The organism is Caballeronia cordobensis (assembly GCF_001544575.2).
Taxonomy (GTDB): domain Bacteria; phylum Pseudomonadota; class Gammaproteobacteria; order Burkholderiales; family Burkholderiaceae; genus Caballeronia; species Caballeronia cordobensis.
In genome coordinates, this window is record NZ_FCNY02000024.1 from 79,538 (window position 1) to 93,526 (window position 13,989).

Consider the following 13,989-nt stretch of genomic DNA (forward strand, 5'->3'; position numbering starts at 1 on the left):
CCGCCCGAAGGCGGCTTTTGTGCACCGAAACGCGCGGCTTACTCGGCGTTGGCTTCGCGGCTCGCGCGGCGACGCTCGTGCTCTTTCAGATGGCGCTTGCGCAGGCGAATGGACTGCGGCGTGACTTCCACGAGTTCGTCGTCGTCGATGAACTCGACCGCGTATTCCAGCGAGAGCTGGATCGGCGGCACGAGGCGCACGGCTTCGTCGGTGCCCGAGGCGCGCACGTTGGTCAGTTGCTTGCCCTTGATCGGATTCACGACGAGGTCGTTGTCGCGGCTGTGAATGCCGATGATCATGCCTTCATAGAGCGCATCGCCCGGCGACACGAACATGCGGCCGCGATCCTGCAGCTTCCACAGCGCGTAGGCAACCGCCGCGCCGTCGTCCTGCGAGATCAGCACGCCGTTGCGGCGCTCGCCGACCGAGCCTTCCTTCACCGGCGCGTACGAGTCGAACGTGTGGCTCATCAGGCCCGTGCCGCGCGTGAGCGTGAGGAATTCGCTCTGGAAGCCGATCAGGCCACGCGCCGAAATCTTGTACTCGAGGCGCGTGCGGCCACGGCCATCGGAGGTCATGTCGAGCATTTCGCCCTTGCGGCGGCCGAGCTCTTCCATCACGCCGCCCTGATGCTGGTCTTCGATATCGACGGTCAGGTTTTCATACGGCTCGCACTTCACGCCGTCGATTTCCTGCAGCACCACGCGCGGACGCGACACCGCGAGCTCGTAACCTTCACGGCGCATGTTCTCGACGAGAATCGTCAGATGCAGTTCGCCCCGGCCCGACACTTCGAACGTGGTTTCGTCGCCGGTGTCTTTCACACGCAGCGCGACGTTGTGATTCAGTTCCTTCGTGAGACGGTCGCGAATCTGGCGGCTCGTCACGAACTTGCCTTCCTTGCCCGCGAGCGGCGACGAGTTCACGAGGAAGTTCATCGTGAGCGTCGGTTCGTCGACGGTGATCATGGGCAGCGCTTCGGGATTGTCCGGCGAGCAGATGGTCACGCCGATGCCGATTTCCTCGATGCCGTTGATCAGCACGATATCGCCCGCCTGCGCTTCCTCGACCTGAACGCGCTCGAGGCCGTGGAACGACAGCACCTGATTGATCTTGCGGTTGATGATCGCGCCGTCCGGACCCGAACGCACGGCAACCTGCATGCCGGGGCGGATACGGCCGCGCGCCACGCGGCCCACGCCGATACGGCCGACATACGAGTTGTAGTCGAGCGACGTGATCTGCAACTGCAGCGGACCGTCCGGATCGGCCGGGCGCACCGGCACGTGCTCGAGAATCGCTTCGAACAGCGGACGCATGGTGCCATCACGCACGTCCGGATTCAGGCCGGCAAAGCCGTTCAGGCCCGATGCATAGACGATCGGGAAATCGAGCTGCTCTTCGGTCGCGCCGAGCTTGTCGAAGAGATCGAACGTCTGGTTGATCACCCAGTCGATGCGCGCGCCCGGACGATCCACCTTGTTGACGACGACGATCGGCTTCAGGCCGAGCGCGAGCGCCTTCTTCGTGACGAAGCGCGTTTGCGGCATCGGGCCTTCGACGGCGTCGACGAGCAGCAGCACGGAATCGACCATCGACAGCACGCGCTCCACTTCACCGCCGAAGTCCGCGTGTCCGGGCGTATCGACGATATTGATGTGCGTGCCTTCGTATTCGACGGCGCAGTTCTTCGCCAGAATCGTGATGCCGCGTTCCTTTTCGATGTCGTTCGAGTCCATGACCCGCTCGGCGACCTGTTGATTTTCCCGGAACGTGCCCGACTGGCGGAGCAACTGGTCGACGAGCGTGGTCTTGCCGTGGTCGACGTGGGCAATGATGGCGATATTGCGGAGGGCGCGAGTCATAGAAAGATGTCTTGGTTGTGCGCCGTCGGAGCGAGTCTCCTGAATGAGACTCCATGGCTCGGCAAGCCCCTCTCGATAGCGTCATGCAAGCATGACAAAACGGGCCCGGCGCGGTGAGAACCGTAAATTATAGCACGCACGAATGACGGTTCCTCGCAATAGGACGCAACCCGCAAAATCCGCCCGCCCTGCATGCGATCGCGGTATCCACGGGATTGTTAAGCGTTTTCATAAATACTCTTGCCGTTTTCGATACGCGGCGACTATAATGCTGCCTAGTCAACTATTGCATCCGCACCGTTATTTCGATGAGCGACACCCCGAAATCCTCGGCGATCGGCGATTACGTGCTTGCTGAAAGCGTCGGCTATCTGATCGGCCGAGTACGCTCGACCATGTGGAACATGGTCACGCAGCATACGTCGTCGGAGCTTGGCATCACCGGCACACAGGCAAGCATCGTCTTCATGCTGGCCGTCGGCAAGTGCTGGACAGCGGCGGATATCGCGCGCGAATACGGCATCGACGCCAGCGCGGTGACGCGCCTGATCGACCGGCTCGAAAAGCGCGGCCTGCTCTCGCGCGTGCGCAGCGAGGAAGACCGGCGCGTCGTGCGCCTCGCGCTCACCGACGAAGGCCAGGCGACCGCCGAAAAGATTCCCGCCATCTTCGCGCGCGTGCTCGATCATCTGCTCCTGGGCTTCACGCCCGAGGAAGTCGGCTTCCTCAAGAGCATGATGAGGCGAATCCTCGCGAATTCATGCGATCCGTCCGTCGCATCGCTGGTGAGCGGAAACGATAAGCCTGGTACGTAATTGCGGCGTCAAGCAAATCGTCGGCCCGAAGCCTACAAATTCATTGCAACGTCCACTTTTAACTCTCATCCCGAGAGACGAGATATGAACTTCATCTCCCAGTCCGCGCAACGCTCGCGAAGCCGTGTGAAAAGCGCCGCGGCCGCGGTCGTCACGGCGTTCGCCATCGCCGGCTGCGCGAACTACGCGGGCATTTCGAGCGACAAGCAGATCGCGTCGGCGGACCATTTCGAAGCCGCGCAAAGCGTGCCCGGACAAGGCGGTCAGTGGCCGACGCTCGACTGGGCAAAGCAGTTCGGCGACCCGCAGTTGCCGCAACTCATCGACGAGGCGCTCGCGGACAGCCCGAGCATCGCGCAGGCGCAGGCGCGCATCGCGAAGGCGTCGTCGTATATCGAAAGCTCGCGCTCGGCGCTGTATCCGAAAGTCACCGGCTCGTATTCGTGGACGCGCGAGTTGTACTCCGCCAACGCCCTCTTCCCGCCGCCCTACGGCGGCACGTGGTTCAGCGAGAACAACGCGCTCGCGAGCGCGTCGTGGGAACTGGATCTCTGGGGCAAGAACCGTTCGCGCCTGAACATGGCGGTATCGCAGCAAAAGGCTGCCGAGGCCGACATGCAGCAGGCGCGCGTGACGCTCGCCGCGTCGGTGGCGCGCACCTACAACCAGCTCGCGCTGCTCTACGCGCTGCGCGATGTCGCCGCGCGCGAGATCGCCAACCGGCAGGACGTGGGACGCATCACGGACGGGCGCGTCGCGGCCGGGCTCGACACCAACGTCGAGCGCCGCACGGCGGAAGGCAATGTCGCGACGAGCCAGACCAATCTTTCCGAACTCGACGGCCAGATCGAAACCGTCCGCTATCAGCTCGCCGCGCTGCTCGGCAAAGGCCCGGACCGCGGCCTGCAGATCGCCAAGCCGGTGATCGATCCCAAAGCGAACGTGACGCTGCCCGACAACGTGCCCGCCGATCTCGTCGCGCGCCGCCCGGATATCGTCGCCGCGCGCTGGCAGGTCGAGGCCGCGACGCACAACATCAAGGAAGCGAAGGCCGAGTTCTTCCCGGACGTCAATCTCGCCGCGGCCTTCGGTTTCGATGCGTTCGGCTGGAGCCGTTTCCTGCAGGCGAGCAGCCGGCAGATTCAGATGGGGCCCGCAATTCACCTGCCGATCTTCGACGCCGGCGCGTTGCGCGCGCAGTTGAAAGGCCGTTACGCCGATTTCGAAGGCGATGTCGCGAACTACAATCAGACGCTCATCAGCGCGCTGAACGATGTCGCGACCAACATTTCCGCGATCCGCGCGCTCGACCGCCAGGCGGCCGACGCTCAACGCGCGCTCACGGCGGCGACGAGCGCCTACCAGCTCGCGGTGATCCGCTACAAGGCTGGTCTCTCGCCGCAGTTGCAGGTGCTCAATGCCGACGAAAACCGGCTCGCCAACGAGCAGACCGTGACGAACCTGCGCCTGAAACGCACCGACCTGCAGATCGCGCTGATCAAATCGCTCGGCGGCGGCTTCGACGCGACGAGCACGAATCTCGCGATCGACGGCAGCGGGCAGCCCCAGGCGTCGAATCAGGCCGCGCCGCAGTAAGCGACACGCAAGAACACGCATCAAGACCAATACGGAATATTCGGAGTCTTTCATGAGCGACCCTCAACAAACCGCAGCCGCGCCCGCGCCGAAGCAAAGCAACGGCAAACGCCGCCGGCTGATGACGCTGATCGTGCTCGTCATCATCATCGCCGCCGTCGCGTACGGGCTGTACTACTTCCTCGTTGCGCGCTTTCACGAATCCACCGACGACGCCTACGTGAACGGCAACGTCGTGCAGATCACGCCGCAGGTCGTCGGCACGGTGATCTCCGTGAACGCGGACGATACGCAAACCGTGAAGATCGGCGATCCGCTCGTCTCGCTCGATCCGGCCGACTCCAAGGTCGCGCTCGATCAGGCCGAGGCAAATCTCGCGCAGACCGTGCGTCAGGTGCGTACGTTCTTCGTCAACAACAACCAGTACGAAGCGCAGATCGCGCTGCGCCGCTCGGATCTGTCGCGCGCGCAGGACGATCTGAAGCGCCGCATGCAGGTGGCGCAGACCGGCGCGGTCTCGCAGGAAGAAATCTCGCACGCCCGCGACGCGGTGCGCGGCGCGCAGGCCGCGCTCGACGCCGCCGAGCAGGAACTCGCGTCGAACCGCTCGCTGACCGCGAACACGACGATCGCCGATCACCCGAACGTGCTCGCCGCCGCCGCCAAGGTGCGCGACTCGTATATCAACTTCGCGCGCAACACGCTGCCCGCGCCGGTGACGGGCTATGTCGCGAAACGCTCGGTGCAGGTCGGCCAGCGCGTGTCGCCCGGCAATCCGCTGATGGCGATCGTGCCGCTCAACGCCGTGTGGGTCGATGCGAACTTCAAGGAAGTGCAGTTGAAGCACATGCGCATCGGCCAGCCGGTCGAACTGACCGCGGACCTGTACGGCTCGAGCGTCTTGTTCCACGGCAAGGTGATCGGCTTCTCGGCCGGCACGGGTTCGGCGTTCTCGCTCCTGCCCGCGCAGAACGCGACGGGCAACTGGATCAAGGTCGTGCAGCGCCTGCCGGTGCGTATCGAGCTCGATCCGAAGGAACTGGAGCAGCATCCGCTGCGCATCGGGCTGTCGATGAATGTCGACGTGACCATCAAGGACGAGCAAGGCGGCCAGCTTGGCAACGCGCAGAACACGGTCTATCAGACCAACGTGTTCGACAACTACGGCGCGCAGGCCGATCAGGAAATCGCGCGCATCATTCAGCAGAACGCGGGCACGGGCGCGGGAACGTCGTCGTCGGCCGCGCGCGGCAAGGCGACGAAATCCGCATCGGCCGCGAAGCTGATGTAAGCGGACTCGCCTCATGTCTTCGCAAAACGTCGTTCATCCGCCGCTTTCGGGCGGCAAGCTCGTCATCGGGACGATCGCCGTGTCGCTCGCGGTGTTCATGAACGTGCTCGACACGTCGATCGCGAACGTCTCGATTCCGTCGATTTCGGGCGATCTCGGCGTGTCGTCGGATCAGGGCACGTGGGTCATCACGTCGTTCGCCGTCGCCAATGCCATTTCGGTGCCGCTCACCGGCTGGCTCACGCAGCGCATCGGGCAAGTGAAGCTGTTTCTCGGCTCGATCATCCTGTTCGTGATCGCGTCGTGGCTCTGCGGTCTCGCGCCGACGCTGCCCTTCCTGCTCGCCGCGCGCGTGTTTCAAGGCGCGGTCGCCGGCCCGATGATTCCGCTGTCGCAAACGCTGCTGCTCGCGAGCTATCCGCGCGAAAAGGCGCCGATGGCGCTCTCCATGTGGTCGATGACCACGCTGATCGCGCCCGTCGCCGGTCCGGTGCTCGGCGGCTGGATCTCGGACAACATTTCGTGGCCGTGGATCTTCTACGTGAACATCCCGGTGGGCATCGCGGCAGCCATTGCAACATTCGCGATTTTCCGCGACCGCGACTCGGCGATCCGCAAGGCGCCCATCGACAGCGTGGGTCTCGGGCTGCTCGTGATCTGGGTCGGCTCGCTGCAGATCATGCTCGACAAGGGCAAGGATCTCGACTGGTTCAACTCGACGACGATCGTCGTGCTCGCGCTGATCGCGGTGATCTCGTTCGCGTTCTTCATCGTGTGGGAGCTGACGGCGGAGCATCCGGTCGTCGATCTCTCGCTCTTCGAACTGCGCAATTTCACGGGCGGGACGATCGCGCTGTCGATCGGCTACGGACTTTACTTCGGCAATCTCGTGCTGCTGCCGTTGTGGCTGCAGACGGATATCGGCTATACGGCAACGAACGCCGGTCTCGTGATGGCGCCCGTCGGGCTCTTCGCCATCCTGCTGTCGCCGATCACGGGCAAGTTCCTGCCGCGCACCGACCCGCGCTTTATCGCGACGGCCGCGTTCCTCGTGTTCGCGCTGTGCTTCTGGATGCGCTCGCGCTATACGACCGGCGTCGATACGTGGGCGCTCACGGTGCCGACGCTGATTCAGGGCATCGGCATGGCGGGCTTCTTCATTCCGCTCGTGTCGATCACGCTGTCGGGCTTGCCGGGGCATCGCATTCCGGCGGCGTCGGGACTGTCGAACTTCGTGCGGATCATGTGCGGCGGCATCGGCACGTCGATCTTCTCGACGGCGTGGGAACATCGTTCGATCGTGCATCACGCGCAGCTGGTCGAAGGCGCGAATTCGTATAACCCCGTGTTCGCGAACTCGATGCAGCAGATGCATGCGCTCGGTTACTCGCAGGAGCAGACGTACGGCCTGTACAACAGCATGGCCACGCAGCAGGCCGCGCAGCTCGGCGTGAACGACATGTTCTATATCTCGGCGGGGATTTTCGTCGCGCTGATCGTACTGATCTGGATCACGCGGCCCGAGCGTTCTGGCGGTGGGGATTCTGCGGCGGCGGCTTCGGCGGCGCATTGATCGCTCACTGCGCTTCGCCTTCGTCGGTATCGGCGTTGGCGTTGGCTTCGTGATCCATGGCCGTCGCAGCGAGCGCAGTTGCCTGCTCGGGGCGAGATTCCTTGCGTTCGCTGTAACGATCCGTGAGGTAGTCGGAACGGTCGCGAATCAGCAGCGTGAACTTCACGAGTTCCTCCATCACATCGACGACGCGATCGTAGTAGGACGAAGGCCTCATTCGTCCTGTCTCGTCGAACTCCTGCCAGGCCTTGGCGACCGATGACTGATTGGGAATGGTCACCATGCGCATCCAGCGGCCGAGCACCCGCAACGCGTTCACCGCATTGAATGACTGCGAACCGCCGCAAACCTGCATGACCGCGAGCGTGCGGCCTTGCGTCGGCCGAATGCCCGCAGACTCCAATGGCAGCCAGTCGATCTGATTCTTGAACACGGCGGTGAGCGTGCCGTGCCGCTCCGGACTGCACCACACCTGCCCTTCGGACCACTCGGAGAGCTTGCGCAGTTCGACGACCTTCGGATGATCGGCCGGCACGCTGTCGACCATCGGCAGGCCGGCGGGATCGAAGACGCGCGTTTCAGCCCCGAAGGTTTGCAGCAGGCGTTCGGCTTCGCGCGTGAGCAGGCGACTGTAGGACGTCGGTCGCAGCGACCCGTACAGCAACAAGATGCGCGGCGCGTGCGTGGAGACCGATCGAGGGCGCAACTTCTCGTTGTCCGGGATGTCCGTGTGGGCGGCGCACAGGTTCGGCAGATCTGAAAACATGTCTTTGATAATCGATCAAGTGGCTTCGTACCAGCGTCTGGAGCGATTGACGACGCCCACCACCAGCAGCATGACCGGCACCTCGATGAGCACACCGACGACCGTGGCGAGTGCCGCGCCCGAGTGAAAGCCGAAGAGGCTGACGGCGGTGGCAACGGCCAGTTCGAAAAAGTTGCTTGCGCCGATCAGACTCGACGGTCCGGCGACACAATGCGCGACGCCGAGGCGGCGATTGAGCAGATAGGCGAGGCCCGAGTTGAAGAACACCTGAATCAGGATCGGCACGGCCAGCATCGCGATGACGAGCGGCTCCCGCACGATCGCTTCGCCCTGAAAACCGAACAGCAGCACGAGCGTCGCGAGCAGCGCCGCGATCGACCACGGACCCAGGCGGGCGACCGTGTGCCGGAAGTGCGCTTCACTCCGTGCCAGCAAGCGCTTGCGAAGCCATTGTGCGAGCAGTACCGGAATGACGATGTACAGGCCAACCGAGGCGATCAGCGTTCCCCAAGGCACCGTGATCGAAGAAAGCCCGAGCAGCAGCGCGACCAGCGGTGCGAAGGCAACGACCATGATCGCGTCGTTGAGCGCCACCTGCGAGAGCGTGAAGTAAGGATCGCCCTTGCATAGTTGCGACCACACGAAAACCATGGCCGTGCAAGGCGCGGCCGCCAGCAGAATCAGGCCCGCGATGTAGCTGTCGAGCTGGTCGGCAGGCAGCCAGCCGGCGAAGACGTGGCGCACGAAGATCCATCCGAGCAAGGCCATCGAAAACGGCTTGGCGAGCCAGTTCACGAACAAGGTCACGCCGATGCCCCGCCAGTGACGGCCGACTTGCGCGAGCGCGGCAAAGTCGATCTTGACCAGCATCGGGATGATCATCACCCAGATCAACACGCCCACGGGGAGATTGACCCGCGACACTTCCATGCTGCCGAGCACGCGAAAGAATCCCGGAAAGCGTTGCCCGAGCCCGATGCCCACGACGATGCACAGCGCCACCCACAGGGTCAGGTAGCGCTCGAAAAAGCCGATGGACGGCTCGGTGTGACTGCGTGGCGTGTCGGTCGTGCTCATCGGTTTTTCGACGGGTTGCTTCTCGGTCTGCATGGCGTTGCGCGCTTCACGCCGAATCGCCGCAGCAGTTCGACGGCTTGCCGACTTCGCATGGCGCGCCCGCGCAGCAGTTTTCGGTCAGGAAACCGATCAGGCTGCTCATGGCCGCGAAGTTCGCCGTGTAAAAAACATAGCGCCCTTCCTGACGCGCGGTGACGAGTTCCGCGTGCGACAAATCCTTGAGGTGAAATGACAGGCTCGATGGTGCAAGGCCGACCTGCTGAGCGATCTCGCCAGCGGCCATGCCGTCCGGGCCGGCCACGACGAGCGCTCGAAACACCGCGAGTCGGGATTCATGAGCGAGCGCGCCGAGCGCGCGTACAACGAGGTTCGAGTCCATGTTCGCAACGTTAGCGTAGACGATTCGATATTTCAACAAATATCGAAATATTCATCGCACTTCACAATCGAACAGGCGAGAGACATGTCTCTCGCCTTCTCTACACGGCCCGACTCACTGCGCCGTGACGACCAGTCTTTCCGGCGCCAGCACACCCTCTCCGGCTTTCGCCACGCCTAGCAGGCGGCCGTCATTTTGCGCATAGACCCGCACGCGGCCTTCGCCGAGCCGCGTTGTCGCGACATCCGCGAGACGCAGGCGCTGGCCGTGAAGGAAGCGTCTCGCCGCTTCTTCGTTGAGACGGATTTCGGGAAACGTGGATAACAGCGCGTCCACCGGTTGGAGACGTTCGTCGCGCTCGGCTTCGCTCAGGTTCGCCAGCTCATCGAGCGTCACGGCGTGATCGAGCGTGAGCGCGCCGACGCCCGTGCGCCGCAACGCCGTCAGATGCGCGCCGCAACCGAGCGCCTCGCCGATGTCCTCGGCAAGCGTGCGCACATAAGTGCCCTTGCTGCACGTCACGCGAAACGTCACGAGCGGCAATGCGCACGCGATCAACTGCAATGCGTGGATCGTCACCGGCCGGCCTTCGCGCTCGACGGTCTGCCCGGCGCGCGCGTATTCGTAGAGCGGCTTGCCGTCGCGTTTCAACGCGGAGTACATCGGCGGCACTTGCACGATGTCGCCGAGGAATTTCGCCATCGCGTCGCTAACCGCGGCTTCGTCGCACGTCACGTCGCGCGTGTCGATGGCTTCGCCTTCGGCATCGCCGGTCGCCGTGCGGATGCCCAGACGCATCGTCGCTTCGTAGGTCTTGTCGGCGTCGAGCAGGTCTTGCGAGAACTTCGTCGCTTCGCCGAAGCACAACGGCAGCAAACCGGTCGCGAGCGGATCGAGCGTGCCGGTGTGGCCCGCCTTCTTCGCCAGATAGATGCGCTTCGCCTTGATGAGCGCATCGTTGCTCGACAGCCCGAGCGGTTTGTCGAGCAGCAACACGCCGTCGAGCGCGCGGCGCGGAATCTTCGGACCGCCTTTCACTTATGCGCCTTCCTGATCGTCGTCAGCGTCTTTCGCGCGCGTCGCGTTCGCTTCGTCGATGAGGCGCGACATCTCGACGGCCTTTTCGATCGTCTGGTCGTAGTGGAAATGCAGCGTCGGCACCGTGTGAATGTGCAGGCGCTTGAACAGCAGATTGTGCAGATGACCCGCCGCGTGATTCAGCCCTTGCTCGGTCGCCTTCGGATCGCCCGTTAGCGTCGTGAAGTAGACCTTCGCGTGGGCGTAGTCGGGCGTGAGTTCGACGCTCTGAATCGTCACGAGGCCGATGCGCGGGTCTTTCACCTCGCGCATCAGCTCCGAGAGATCGCGCTGGATCTGATCCGCAATCTGCACGTTGCGGTTGGTGGATGTCTTTCTTTTAGCCATGATGTCGTTCCGTTTTCTTAGCCGCCGCCGCTTCAAATGAAAAGGGCGGAGCGAGCCGCCAGGCCCACCCCGCCCTTTTCTCAGCGGCTAGCGCATTACAGCGTGCGCGCCACTTCCGTCACTTCGAAGACTTCGAACTGATCGCCTTCGACGATGTCGCTGAAGTTCTTGATCGACATACCGCACTCGAAGCCCTGACGCACTTCCTTGACGTCGTCCTTGAAGCGCTTGAGCGAATCGAGCTCGCCGGTGTGGATCACGACGTTGTTGCGGATCACGCGCACCGACGAGGAACGCTTGACCACGCCGTCCGTGACCATACAACCCGCGATCAGGCCGACCTTCGGCACGCGGATGACCTGACGCACCTCGACCGTGCCCGTCACCGTCTCGCGCTTCTCCGGCGCGAGCATGCCGGACATCGCCGCCTTCACCTCATCCACTGCGTCATAGATGATGTTGTAGTAGCGGATGTCGATGCCGTTCGCCTCGGCCACCTTGCGCGCCTGTGCATCCGCACGCGTGTTGAAGCCGATGATGACCGCTTTCGAAGCCGTCGCCAGATTGACGTCCGATTCGCTGATCGCGCCGACCGCGCTGTGCACGATCTGCACGCGCACTTCGTTGGTCGAGAGCTTTTGCAGCGATTGCACCAGCGCTTCCTGCGAGCCCTGCACGTCCGCCTTGACGATGAGCGGCAGGTTCTGCACTTCGCCTTCGCCCATCTGCTCGAGCATGTTTTCGAGCTTCGCGGCCTGCTGCTTCGCGAGCTTGACGTCGCGGAACTTGCCCTGACGGAATAGCGCGATTTCGCGCGCCTTGCGCTCGTCCGGCAGCACGATCACTTCCTCGCCCGCGGCCGGCACTTCCGACAGACCCTGGATTTCCACAGGGATCGACGGACCCGCCGACTTGGTCGACTTGCCGGTTTCGTCCAGCATGGCGCGCACGCGGCCATAAGCGCTGCCCGCCAGCACGACATCGCCGCGGTTCAGCGTGCCCGACTGCACCAGAATGGTCGCGACCGGGCCCTTGCCCTTGTCGAGCTTCGCTTCGATGACGAGACCCTTCGCGGCCGCTTCGACCGGCGCGGTCAGTTCCATCACTTCTGCTTGCAGCGACACGTTTTCCAGCAGATCGTCGATGCCCTTGCCGGTTTTCGCCGACACTTCGAGGAACGGCGAATCGCCGCCGTACTCTTCCGGCACCACGCCTTCCGCGACGAGTTCCTGCTTCACGCGGTCGGGATTGGCGTCCGGCTTGTCGATCTTGTTGATCGCGACGACGATCGGAACGCCGCCCGCCTTCGCGTGAGCGATCGCTTCCTTCGTCTGCGGCATCACGCCGTCATCGGCTGCAACGACCAGAATGACGATGTCGGTTGCCTTCGCACCGCGCGCACGCATGGCCGTAAAGGCTTCGTGACCCGGCGTGTCGAGGAAGGTAATGACGCCGCGCGGCGTTTCGACGTGGTAAGCGCCGATATGCTGCGTGATGCCGCCCGCTTCGCCCGCCGCCACTTTCGCGCGACGGATGTAGTCGAGCAGCGAGGTCTTGCCGTGGTCGACGTGACCCATGACGGTGACGACCGGCGGACGCGGCAGCTTTTCCGCCGTGTCTTCGGTGGCTTCGCCTTCGATCAGCAACGCTTCCGGATCGTCCAGCTTCGCCGCGACCGCGCGATGGCCCAGTTCCTCGACGACGATCATCGCCGTTTCCTGGTCCAGCACCTGATTGATCGTGACCATCTGGCCGAGCTTCATCATCACCTTGATGACTTCCGAAGCCTTCACCGACATCTTGTGTGCGAGGTCCGCCACCGAAATGGTTTCCGGCACGTGGATTTCGCGAATGATCGGCTCGGTCGGCGCCTGGAACGACGTCTGTTCCTGATGCTTGCCGCGTCCCTTCGGACCGCCGCGCCAGCCGCGATCGACGCCGCCGCTGGAGTCGCCGCGCGTCTTGATGCCACGGCGCTTCGATGCGTCGTCCTGCGACCAGCCGCCCTTGCCGCCGGCCTTCTTCTTGTCGCCAGCGCCTGCCGGAGCCGTCGATGCGGGCGCCGGCGCGCCGCCAGCCGCCGGCTTCTTCGCAGCGGGACGCGCAGCCTGCGCGCCTTCCGGCTTCGCGGGCTTGTGCAGCGTGCCCTTCGCTTCGGCTGCCTTCGCTTCCGCCGGCTTCGCAGCGGCAGGCGCGGGTTCCGGCGCCTTGACCTGCGCCTTGCGCGGCGTGTTCATCATTTCGCGGATCGCGCGCGCTTCCGCTTCCGCGGCCGCACGGCGCTTCGCGATGGCTTCCTGTTCCAGACGCGTCTTTTCGGCGGCGGCCTTCGCTTCCTCTTCCGCCTTCTTCGCGGCTTCGCGCTGCGCGGCGCGCTCGCTCGCGGCCTTTTCTTCCGCGGCCTTCTCGGCCTTGGCGGCAGCTTCGCGTTGCGCTTCTTCCGCTTGCTTGTCGGCCTGCTTGTCCGCTTGCTTGTCGGCCGGCTTCGCTTCCGCCGCCGGCTGGGTGCGCGCTTCCTGACGCGCGGCCTGCGCCGCACGCGAGATTTCCGCCGCCTGAGCCGCGGCTGCGGCACGGCGCGCCGCCTCTTCTTCCTGCTTCTTGCGCTCGGCTTCCGCCGCTTCCTCGCGGGCGCGGCGTTCGGCTTCCTCGCGTTCGAGCTGCGCCTGGCGCTCCTTCAGCTCGCGCTCTTCGCGCTCGAGCTGCTCGGCGGCGTGGCGCGCCTCTTCTTCGCGGCGCTGCAGTTCGGCTTCGTCGACTTCCGGCTCTTCGACGTGATTAGCCGCCGCTTCGGTCTGCTCCAGACCGGCTTCGTCACGTTTCACGAAAACACGCTTCTTGCGCACCTCGACCTGAATGGTGCGAGCTTTACCCGTTGCGTCGGATTGCTTGATTTCCGACGTATGCCGGCGGGTCAAAGTGATCTTGCGCTTGTCGGCGTCGGCGGAACCGTGCGACTTGCGCAAATGATCGAGCAGACGCGCCTTGTCCGTCTCGGACAGGTCGTCATTCGCGCTCGCTTTCTGGACGCCAGCCGCCTGCAACTGCTCGAGCAGGACGCCCGCAGGCATTTTGAGTTCCGCGGCAAATTGGGCTACGTTGTTACTCGCCATTCATTCCTCTTGATGCAAGGACATACCCTTGCGGTTAGATCGGGGTCACGCGGCCGAACTGGCCGCCAAATTTCAGTGCGCCATGGTCA

At 63.9% G+C, this 13,989-nt stretch carries 11 protein-coding genes; 4 read left to right on the plus strand and 7 right to left on the minus strand.

Annotated elements, in window-relative coordinates; genetic code table 11:
* Window positions 1-38 precede the first annotated feature (38 nt).
* Window positions 39-1,865, minus strand: coding sequence for a translational GTPase TypA (typA, locus tag AWB70_RS32150; protein WP_053568371.1), 1,827 nt, complete (start codon window positions 1,863-1,865; stop codon window positions 39-41).
* Between the two features lie 308 nt (window positions 1,866-2,173).
* Between typA and AWB70_RS32155 the strand changes: the two genes are divergently transcribed.
* The 4 genes from AWB70_RS32155 to AWB70_RS32170 all read left to right on the plus strand — a co-directional run bounded on the left by AWB70_RS32155 (window position 2,174) and on the right by AWB70_RS32170 (window position 7,140).
* On the plus strand, window positions 2,174-2,680 hold the full coding sequence (locus AWB70_RS32155) for a MarR family winged helix-turn-helix transcriptional regulator (RefSeq protein WP_053568372.1): 507 nt from the start codon (window positions 2,174-2,176) through the stop codon (window positions 2,678-2,680).
* Window positions 2,681-2,764: 84 nt separating this feature from the next.
* Window positions 2,765-4,276: an efflux transporter outer membrane subunit gene (locus AWB70_RS32160; RefSeq protein ID WP_053568373.1), complete on the plus strand. Its 1,512-nt coding sequence runs from the start codon at window positions 2,765-2,767 to the stop codon at window positions 4,274-4,276.
* 52 nt (window positions 4,277-4,328) lie between these two features.
* On the plus strand, window positions 4,329-5,567 hold the full coding sequence (locus AWB70_RS32165) for an EmrA/EmrK family multidrug efflux transporter periplasmic adaptor subunit (RefSeq protein WP_053568374.1): 1,239 nt from the start codon (window positions 4,329-4,331) through the stop codon (window positions 5,565-5,567).
* A gap of 13 nt (window positions 5,568-5,580) precedes the next feature.
* Window positions 5,581-7,140, plus strand: coding sequence for a DHA2 family efflux MFS transporter permease subunit (locus AWB70_RS32170; RefSeq protein ID WP_045450741.1), 1,560 nt, complete (start codon window positions 5,581-5,583; stop codon window positions 7,138-7,140).
* A gap of 4 nt (window positions 7,141-7,144) precedes the next feature.
* Here the strand turns inward: AWB70_RS32170 and arsH are convergent, their stop codons facing one another.
* The 6 genes from arsH to infB form a co-directional block, all read right to left on the minus strand.
* Complete coding sequence (gene arsH, locus AWB70_RS32175; protein WP_053568375.1) at window positions 7,145-7,906, minus strand: arsenical resistance protein ArsH; 762 nt, start codon at window positions 7,904-7,906, stop codon at window positions 7,145-7,147.
* Between the two features lie 15 nt (window positions 7,907-7,921).
* Window positions 7,922-8,983, minus strand: coding sequence for an ACR3 family arsenite efflux transporter (gene arsB / locus AWB70_RS32180; RefSeq protein ID WP_053568404.1), 1,062 nt, complete (start codon window positions 8,981-8,983; stop codon window positions 7,922-7,924).
* Between the two features lie 46 nt (window positions 8,984-9,029).
* Window positions 9,030-9,362 (minus strand): ArsR/SmtB family transcription factor, encoded by a 333-nt coding sequence (locus AWB70_RS32185; RefSeq protein ID WP_053568376.1) that lies wholly within the window; start codon window positions 9,360-9,362, stop codon window positions 9,030-9,032.
* A 114-nt stretch (window positions 9,363-9,476) separates the two neighbouring features.
* Window positions 9,477-10,400, minus strand: coding sequence for a tRNA pseudouridine(55) synthase TruB (gene truB, locus AWB70_RS32190; protein ID WP_053568377.1), 924 nt, complete (start codon window positions 10,398-10,400; stop codon window positions 9,477-9,479).
* Window positions 10,401-10,787 carry a 30S ribosome-binding factor RbfA gene (gene rbfA, locus AWB70_RS32195; protein WP_053568378.1) on the minus strand — a complete coding sequence of 129 codons (387 nt, stop codon included), beginning with the start codon at window positions 10,785-10,787 and terminating at the stop codon, window positions 10,401-10,403. It abuts the gene before it with no gap.
* Between the two features lie 95 nt (window positions 10,788-10,882).
* Window positions 10,883-13,900, minus strand: a complete 3,018-nt coding sequence (gene infB / locus AWB70_RS32200) for a translation initiation factor IF-2 (RefSeq protein ID WP_053568379.1) — start codon at window positions 13,898-13,900, stop codon at window positions 10,883-10,885.
* Window positions 13,901-13,989 lie beyond the last annotated feature (89 nt).

Excerpts from the sequence above, each read along its gene's own strand:
- typA (WP_053568371.1), bottom strand. The coding sequence starts at position 1,865 with ATGACTCGCGCCCTCCGCAATATCGCCATCATTGCCCACGTCGACCAC.
- AWB70_RS32155 (WP_053568372.1), top strand. The coding sequence starts at position 2,174 with ATGAGCGACACCCCGAAATCCTCGGCGATCGGCGATTACGTGCTTGCT.
- AWB70_RS32160 (WP_053568373.1), top strand. The coding sequence starts at position 2,765 with ATGAACTTCATCTCCCAGTCCGCGCAACGCTCGCGAAGCCGTGTGAAA.
- AWB70_RS32165 (WP_053568374.1), top strand. The coding sequence starts at position 4,329 with ATGAGCGACCCTCAACAAACCGCAGCCGCGCCCGCGCCGAAGCAAAGC.
- AWB70_RS32170 (WP_045450741.1), top strand. The coding sequence starts at position 5,581 with ATGTCTTCGCAAAACGTCGTTCATCCGCCGCTTTCGGGCGGCAAGCTC.
- arsH (WP_053568375.1), bottom strand. The coding sequence starts at position 7,906 with ATGTTTTCAGATCTGCCGAACCTGTGCGCCGCCCACACGGACATCCCG.
- arsB (WP_053568404.1), bottom strand. The coding sequence starts at position 8,983 with ATGAGCACGACCGACACGCCACGCAGTCACACCGAGCCGTCCATCGGC.
- AWB70_RS32185 (WP_053568376.1), bottom strand. The coding sequence starts at position 9,362 with ATGGACTCGAACCTCGTTGTACGCGCGCTCGGCGCGCTCGCTCATGAA.
- rbfA (WP_053568378.1), bottom strand. The coding sequence starts at position 10,787 with ATGGCTAAAAGAAAGACATCCACCAACCGCAACGTGCAGATTGCGGAT.
- infB (WP_053568379.1), bottom strand. The coding sequence starts at position 13,900 with ATGGCGAGTAACAACGTAGCCCAATTTGCCGCGGAACTCAAAATGCCT.